Origin of the sequence: Actinomyces naeslundii, from assembly GCF_001956585.1 — a bacterium.
Lineage (GTDB): Bacteria > Actinomycetota > Actinomycetes > Actinomycetales > Actinomycetaceae > Actinomyces > Actinomyces naeslundii.
This window is the reverse complement of sequence record NZ_MSRR01000021.1, coordinates 27,517-35,345: the sequence shown is the minus strand read 5'-3', so window position 1 is coordinate 35,345 and position 7,829 is coordinate 27,517. Positions and strand designations below refer to the sequence as shown.

General features: G+C 65.8%; 5 protein-coding genes. 3 read left to right on the top strand and 2 right to left on the bottom strand.

Translation table 11 applies throughout. The annotated features are described in order from the left end of the window. Positions 1-405: 405 nt before the first annotated feature. Entirely contained in the window at positions 406-540 is a 135-nt protein-coding gene (locus tag BKH33_RS13715; protein ID WP_420866617.1) for a transposase, read from the bottom strand. A gap of 70 nt (positions 541-610) precedes the next feature. After that, entirely contained in the window at positions 611-1,039 is a 429-nt protein-coding gene (locus BKH33_RS10150) for a transposase (RefSeq protein ID WP_076142729.1), read from the bottom strand. 872 nt (positions 1,040-1,911) lie between these two features. On the opposite strand from BKH33_RS10150, the gene BKH33_RS10145 reads away from it, so the two are divergent. The 3 genes from BKH33_RS10145 to BKH33_RS10140 all read left to right on the top strand — a co-directional run bounded on the left by BKH33_RS10145 (position 1,912) and on the right by BKH33_RS10140 (position 7,805). Then, a complete protein-coding gene (locus BKH33_RS10145) occupies positions 1,912-2,502 on the top strand; it encodes a Panacea domain-containing protein (RefSeq protein WP_076142728.1) in 591 nt (196 codons plus the stop codon). After that, positions 2,499-3,113, top strand: coding sequence for a hypothetical protein (locus tag BKH33_RS13710; protein ID WP_143228840.1), 615 nt, complete (start codon positions 2,499-2,501; stop codon positions 3,111-3,113). The genes BKH33_RS10145 and BKH33_RS13710 overlap by 4 nt, the downstream gene beginning before the upstream one ends. Positions 3,114-3,491: 378 nt before the next feature. Then, positions 3,492-7,805, top strand: coding sequence for a hypothetical protein (locus BKH33_RS10140; protein WP_043540076.1), 4,314 nt, complete (start codon positions 3,492-3,494; stop codon positions 7,803-7,805). Positions 7,806-7,829 lie beyond the last annotated feature (24 nt).

Sequence of the window (7,829 nt, the reverse complement as noted above, 5' to 3'; positions counted from 1 at the left end):
GCATCCCCGCTGTCATCGCCCACCACGCCCGCCGCACCGTCCTGCGCTACAAGGCCGACCACCCCTGGACCAGCCTTCGGCTTGACGGCCTCGGGCACCTCCAGGCCCTTACCGGCTCCGTAGACACACGGCTCCTGCCTCCTGTCCACCACGCCCCTGAAGGAAGAACCCTCTGGCCCCCGGAAAGGCCCGACCACCGCGAGACGACACGCGGCAAGCCGTCACACCCAACCGGCATAATCCCACCCACGACACCGGCAACGACGCCACCAAACCCCACCCAACCAACCAATGAAAGACCGAGGTTAGGCGCTCTTCGTGTGTGAAAGTGTTGTAGGCGTGAATTATCAGCACTTTTAGGGGGTATCGGCGTGAACGCGGCGCCTTAGGCGGCGTGTCGTGGGGTTAGTGGGTGGGGTCCCGCAATCTCAGGGTGATGCCGCGGAGGTGCTCGAGTCTTCCGTTGACTGCTTCGGTTGGGCCGTTAGAGGTGTTGGGATGATTGAAATAGGCCAGGATGGCGGCGCTCCTGTCGGTCAGGATCTTGGCGCTCGGTCCACTCCTCCACCCCGTCTACGATGGCCTGCCTGAGAGCTGATGAGCTGTTGCATCAGGTCCCTTCCCCGACGACCCGGGCCATGACGTAGTAGGCCTGGATGAGGCGCTGATAGGCGCCCCAGGCGACCTGGGTGGCGGCACTGGTCGACCTGTCTCCTGCCAGTGCTACGACATGGAAGGGAACCATGATCGCCCGCGCCTTGGACGGCTCCTCGCCGGCGGCGCTCTTGAACTCCGTGAAACCGGCCATAGCCACCACCTCAACCTGCTTACGCCAAGTCTGATCGTGCTGGACCAACCAGGTCCTGAACGCCTTCTTGGAACGATGCGGGTCACATCGAGCAGTCGGACCGGGCCGGTCTGGCTGCGTGGTGCGGGAGGCAGATCGATGATGACGGGACGTACTTGTCGCCGCGCTTGGTATGGCGCCGCACCGAGAGGGGTAACTCCCGCTCGAGAGCGAAGCGCGCGAGGTGATCATCGACGCCGAACCTCCACAGTGCCGAAGCGGTCCGGGTCGCTGGTGAGGACCTGCTCCGCGCGTGTGACGATCACGGTACCGGCAGTATGCCAGGAGACCCGCAGAGTGGTTGCTACCCGGGAGATCGACATGCCCTCCAGCCCGAGGGTCCGTAGTTCGTTATCTTGTTAGTGGTTCCTGGTGGTAGGTGCTGGAGTCGGGCCACGTGATTGGTGTCCTACCGCCACAGGCTGTGGTGATGCCAGCGGGCGAAGGCACACCATGACCATCACCACATGACCCGATCTACACCAAACCAAGAGAATTTGACCAGCATCAGGATGAGTGATGCTCAGAGACCGTGCCAATAGGCGGCTCGTTGCCTCGTCTGTTGGAGCGTCCTGCTACGCGGACGAGGACACTCGACGCCGATATATGCAGGATTCTGCTCCCGTACGTGTGACATGCTCTCGCGAGCGCGAAAACGTCCTCGGCCACATGGGATCGTCTCAACCGAGACGAGAAGCCTCGACCTACTGATGCAACCTCGTACTCCACCTGTGCTGTGGAGACATCACACAGCACTGACGGGCGTGTGACACCTGTTCAGCTAGTCCTGGCACGTCCAGAGAACGACTGAGGCGGCACTAGCCATACAAATATGGTGAACGTCACTCATATAGGTGTAAGGAACTAGAACTGTTCGATCGATAAGCACGGTCTCTGCGACTCGTCTCGTCTCTTTGTTGTGGTGTTGAGGTTGTCGTGTGATTCGGAGCATCTTGTCGCCGGATTGCACGATCCTGCGCTATGGTCATGTGTATCGTCTAGGTCTGGACCGCCAGGCATGCAGGACTGTTTCTGTGTCCCTAAGGGGTGGCGAGGAGAGTGTGATGACCACCGTATTTGAGATTGCTTCTCAATTTCTAAAGATGGACAAGAGGCAATCGATCGAATCTTTGAAGTTACAAAAGTTGTGCTTTTACGCGTTCGGTTGGTACGCCCACCTGACCGCAAGGTCCCTGTTCTCGGAGGCCTTTTATGCAATGCCTTACGGGCCTGTTGTTGGGGAACTTTTAAGTGCCCATGCCGGAGAATTGCGTGTTAGCGTTCCAATGATTGATCGACAGATTTCTGAGCGCCAAGACGGCTCGGAAGTAGAGTTGTCCCCTTATGTCCAGTCGGTTTTGTCTGGTGTCTGGAGTCATTTTCGAAACAAAAGTTCGTGGGATATGGTTGAGGAGACTCACCGTGAGACAGTTTGGGAGGATGCATGGGAGGCCAGACCTGAAGGTAGTAAGCGTGGAACTATGGGTCACCCCGAGATCGTAGAATATTTCTTAAATAGGTCGCTCTCTCCGAGTGAAGCGGCAGCGCTTCCGGATCCCTTGATTACGATTGTCGATAGTTCCGAATTAGGTGATCGTAAAGAACTCAGAGGTAAGTATCTAGATTATTTCTCCGAGATTGCGGCGTCCGAATGAACTTTACCTTCAGTCACCCTAATATCGGTTCCTATGATTTCTCTCTTATAGCTGAGGATTCTATTCTTGATAGTTTTCAGACAGGTCCGGACGGAGATGTTCTCGGGAGTTGGTTGCGGGAAAAGGCTAGGGTGTGCCATCAAGAAGATCTCACTCGCGTCTGGCTCATGTGTCCGGCCGGCAAGACTGAGCCGGACGGGTATTTTAGTCTCGCGAATCATGAATTAATGCGCTCTAACGTGGGACTTAAACCAAAGAAACTGGCTTATGAGGCGGACGATGAACACAGGACAGTCGTCGGGGTCTATGAAAATCATCCAGCCCAGTTGCTTGGGAAGTTCGCTTTAGATATGACGAAATCTGGGCAACCTGGAATGTCTTCCATGTTGTTGGCTGGAGTTTTTCGAGCCTATTTGGAGGCTGCAAAATATTCGGCGTCGCGCTATCTAGTTCTTCATGTGCGCAACGATAGATTGGTTCAATACTACAAAAACTTTGATTTTGATGTGGCTTCCGGATGTTCGCGGGGCGATTTGCGAACGTGCTACATGGATACGAAGACAGTGGAGGATGCGTACTCAAGACTAGGTTCGAGCTATCGAGTTGCATGATCGGGTTTTGTATTGCAAGCCTGGTATTACTTGGCGCTAACTAGTCTGTCGATTCCGTGGCTTCGACGGAGATCTGCAGGTTAGCGAAAGTGTTATCTGATCGCCCTGCATTTATATTGGTTTATCTTGGGTGTGTTGTCGGCCTTCGGAAATGGCGGTTCGAATCCAATCGAGGGCGCGGACACCGGCCAGTCCCGGTCGGCTTCTGCCGGCGGCGGACGTCGCTGGTCGGCTTCCGCCGGCGACGGTGGCGGTGGGCCGCTGGCGCACTCAGCGCCGGCTGAAGGTGGCCCTTCCCCACCGGTACCGGCTCATGGGCGAGCCACGCGCCCGGTGCGTCTCCATGCGCAAGTGTCGATCGGCCTATATCTTGAGCGTATGACGCCTTCGTTCTTCTCCTTCGGCCGCAAGCGGCGCGATGCTGCCCTCCGGGAGGATGAGCGCAAGGGTGCTAGAGCCTCGGTCGGATCGGATCAAACCGCGAGCCGACGGCGTTTCGCCGCTGACCTGGGGGCCCTGGCCGCGGCACCGAGCACGCCCGAGCCCGCCCCTGAACCGGCGCCCCAGGCCCCTGTGCGCCCCGCGCCCGCACCGCCACTGAGCGAGGCGGATGTCGAGCGGCGCGAGCGCATTGATGCGGCCCTGTCCACCTGGCGCAGCCAGCTCGTGGATCTGGGAGGCGTGGCGAGCCTGGATGACATCACTCTGCTCGACGGCGTCGTCGATCTCACGGCCGCGCACCCCTCGGGCCTGGCCCAGCTCTACGCCGGACGCCCCACCCACCTGTCCAGCATCGTGCGCGAGCGCAACGCCCTGGGCGCGGCCCGCCAGTCCCTGCGGGAGGTCTCCGCCCGCACGGACGTCCTGGCCCGCCAGTTCGGCGTCGCACCGGTCTACCTGGCCATCGGGGTGGCCACCTGGAACGAGACGGTTCCCGAGGACGGAGAGGAGGACGACTCCATCCGCCTCGTCGACAGTGCCTCGCCGGAGGCGGACCTGACCGCCCAGATCCCGCACGTCGAGCGCATCGCCGCCGAGCACGCCGCCCGCAACGCCCTGGCCGCCGCCGGCCTCACCGTCCCCGAGGTCCCCTCGGGGCCCCGCGTGCGCACCGTCAACGCCCCCGTCCTGCTGCGCCCCGTCCGCTTGACCAGCGCCACCGCGGACGCCACCCTCACCCTCGATCCCACGATCGAGGTGAACCCGGTCCTCACCCGCGCCCTGCGCCGCTACCAGTGCACCACCGACATCGGTGACATCGCCCGTGCGGCTCTGTCCTCGGCGGGATTCACGCCCAGGTCCGCCCTGGCCCGCATCGGAGCCCTGGGCCGCCAGTACCTGCCCGGTTTCGAGATCCATGAGCGTCTCGTCGTCGGCGCCTTCGTCCACCCCGGTCAGGCGCTGGTCGAGGACTTCGACGCCGTGCTGGAGCGCTCGCGCACCTCCGCCCTGGTCGCGGCCATCGCCGGAGACGAGGGGGCTCGCGAGGCCCTCAGTGTACAGCTGCCCCCGCCCGTCCCCACCGACCGGGTCCCGGGGGCCGAGCGTGGTGTGGGGGACCTGGAGCCCGCCCAGCTCGATGTCATCGAGGCGGTGGGCACCGGGGCGAGCTTCCTCATCGATGCGCCCCCCGGCTCCGACGTCGCCGGAGCCCTGGCCGCCGTCTTCGCCGACGCCGCCGCCTCCGGGCGCACCGTGCTGCACGTGCCCGCCACCAGTGCCGATGGGCACGCCGTCGCGGCCGCCCTGCGTGAGGAGGGCCTGGGATCCATGGTCCTGGACCTCACCGAGGACGCCGCCTGGCGTCAGCACGCCTCCGAGGGCATCCGTGAGAGCCTGGGAGTTCAGCCGCCCCAGCTCGACGTCGCCGGGATCATCTCCCTGCGCGACCGGCTCACCACCGTCCGCTCCCGCCTGGACCGCTACGTCAGCGCCCTGCACCGGCCCCGCGATCCCTGGTCGGTCTCCGCCTACGAGGCCCTCCAGAAGCTCGCCGAGCTCACCAGCCGTCGCGACCGGGCCACCACCCGGGCCCGCATCGACGCCGAGCACCTGGGCGGGCTGGACGAGGACGGCAGGGAGCGGGCCCTGACCCTCCTGCACCGCGGGCACGTCCTGGGGCTGTTCACCCCAGAGGTCGCCACCAGCGCCTGGAACGGGATCCCGGTGGCCGACATGGACGAGGCCACCGACGCGCTCATCCACCTGCGGGCCCTGGCCAACGACCTGCTGCCCACCATCCAGGAGCACACGGCCACGGTCGCTCGCACCACGGGCCTGAGCCGGGCCCGCAACCTGGGCCAGTGGGTCGAGCAGCTCGACATGTTCGACGGCGTGCGCGAGTCCCTGGACGTCTTCCTGCCGGAGGTCTTCGAGCGCTCCGCTGCCGACATGGTCATCGCCACCGCCTCCAAGCGCTGGCGCGACGACCGGGGTATCCACATGGACGGCTCGCGGCGCCGGCGTTTCACGCGCCAGGCCAATGACCTGGTGCGGCCGGGCCGCGTCGTCGACGACCTGCACGCAGAGCTGGTCAAGGTACAGCGTCGCCGTGAGGTGTGGCGCCGACACGACCCCGACGGCGGTTGGCCCCGTCTGCCCCAGGGGCTGGACGAGATGCGCCGCACCGCCGGTCGGGCGCGCGGCGCCGTTACCGAGGTCCAGCCGCTGCTGGCGCGCGCCGAGGACTCGCCGGTGCTCATGGATATGCCCCTGGAGGACCTCCTGGAGCTGGCCCGCTCGCTGGCCGCCGATGATCTCACCGCTCAGAAGCTCCCCGAGGTCAACCGCATCCGCACCGACCTCGAGGAGATGGGCCTGAGCGACTTCGTGGCCGACATGGCCTCCCGGAGCGTCGAGGACGAGCAGCTCGAGCCCGAGCTCACCTACTGCTGGTGGTCCTCGCTGCTGGCCCAGACCCTCGCTGCCGACCCCGACCTCGGCGGCCTCGATGCGCGGGCCCTGTCCCAGATGGCCGTCTCGCTGCGGGAGCTCGACGCCGCTCACACGCGTTCCCTGTCCGGCCCCGTGGCTCAGGCCTGTGCCCGCAGGGTGCGCGCCGCCGTCGAGCAGGACAAGGCCGATGCCCGCGCCCTGTACATCGCGCTGGCCCGCGAGGACGGCGTCCCGCTGCGCGAGATCATCGACGCCCACCCCATGGCGCTGCTGGCCCGGCCGATCTGGATCGTTCCGCCCACGCTCGTGCCTCAGATCTTCTCGCCGACGGCGGTGGTGGACCTGGCCGTCCTGGACGCCTCCACACCCATGCCGGTTCCGCAGGTGCTGCCGGCCTTCGTGCGCGCCGAGCAGGTTCTCGTCGTCGGCGACTCCCGGCGCGCGACGACGGGCCTGGCCGCCGAGCTCGGCCCGCTTCTGCCCACCCGCACCCTGCCGACGGCCCGCAACAGCCTCGACGCCGGTATCGCCTCCTTCCTGGCGGCCAACGGCTACGAGGGTGTCGTGGAGGCCGTTCCCTCCCCGCCGGGGGAGGCCCACCTGACTCTGGAGCTCGTGGACGGCAAGGGGATGCCGGCCCCCGGGCAGACCGCGGTCGAGACCGTGGAGGCCGAGGTCTCCCGCGTCGTCGACATGGTCATCGACCGGGCGCTGACCCGGCCCGAGGAGTCGCTGGGCGTCATCGCCCTCAACCGGCTGCACGCCGACGCCCTGCGCTCGGCCATCACCCGGGCGTCCGCCGGCGCCCCGGCTCTGGAGGAGTTCTTCGCCCCTGGTGCCGTCGAGCCCTTCACCGTGGTCGAGCTGGCCGAGGCCCGCGCCCTGCGGCGCGACCACATCATCATCTCGGTGGGCTACGCCAAGACCCCGCACGGGCGTACCATCCACAACTTCGGCCCCGTCTCCGACCACAGCGGCATGGTGGGACTCGTCGAGGCCCTGTGCGCCTCGCGAGGCAGCACCCAGGTGGTCTCCTGCCTGGCCGCCGGCGACATCGATCGCGACCGCCTGCGCGCCCCCGGAGCGCGCCTGCTGCGCGAGGTCCTGGCCCGGGCCGAGGACGCCTCCCAGACAGGCAACTCCGCAGGCAAGGTGCCCGACCGGCTCCTGGTGGACCTGGCCGAGCACCTGTGGCGTAAGGGCCTGTCCGTCGTCCCCCGCTACGGGACCGACGGCGGCGTGCGGATCCCACTGGCCATCGGCCACCCCGACTACCCCGACGAGCTGCTCGTGGCGGTCCTGACCGACGACGTCGACTACGTCTCCGAGCCGAGCCTGCGCCGCCGTGACCGCCACCGCGTCGAACGCCTCGAGAGGCGCGGCTGGCGCGTTCACATGGCCTTCTCCGCCGGAGTGTTCGTGGACCCGGAGGCCGAGGCCAAGGCGGTTGAGGAGCTGGTTCTGGCCGTCCTCGTGGAGCGTCAGGGGGGTGCCACCCCGCCGATGGAGGCTGTGCCCGAGCGTGTCGACGACTCGGCGCGCGCCGTCCCCGAGACGCCCGAGCCCGAGCCCGATGAGGTGCATGAGCGTGCCGAGCGCCCCCGCATCGCCCAGGGACTGCCGTTGCAGGCCTACTCCGACGACCAGCTCGACGATCTCATGGCCTGGATCCGCTCCGATGGCGTGGGCCGCTCCGAGGCCCGGGAGGTCGAGGAGCTGAGGTCAGCCCTGGCCCTGCGCCGCCGCGGCTCGGGTATCGACGCGGTCCTGACCAATGCCGTGAGGCGCACCCGCTGAGCCGGGTCCGATCGATCTGAGCAA

What these genes read in the sequence shown, in the direction of transcription:
- BKH33_RS10140 (WP_043540076.1), top strand. Translation starts at nt 3,492, where the DNA reads ATGACGCCTTCGTTCTTCTCCTTCGGCCGCAAGCGGCGCGATGCTGCC.
- BKH33_RS13710 (WP_143228840.1), top strand. Translation starts at nt 2,499, where the DNA reads ATGAACTTTACCTTCAGTCACCCTAATATCGGTTCCTATGATTTCTCT.
- BKH33_RS10145 (WP_076142728.1), top strand. Translation starts at nt 1,912, where the DNA reads ATGACCACCGTATTTGAGATTGCTTCTCAATTTCTAAAGATGGACAAG.
- BKH33_RS10150 (WP_076142729.1), bottom strand. Translation starts at nt 1,039, where the DNA reads ATGATCACCTCGCGCGCTTCGCTCTCGAGCGGGAGTTACCCCTCTCGG.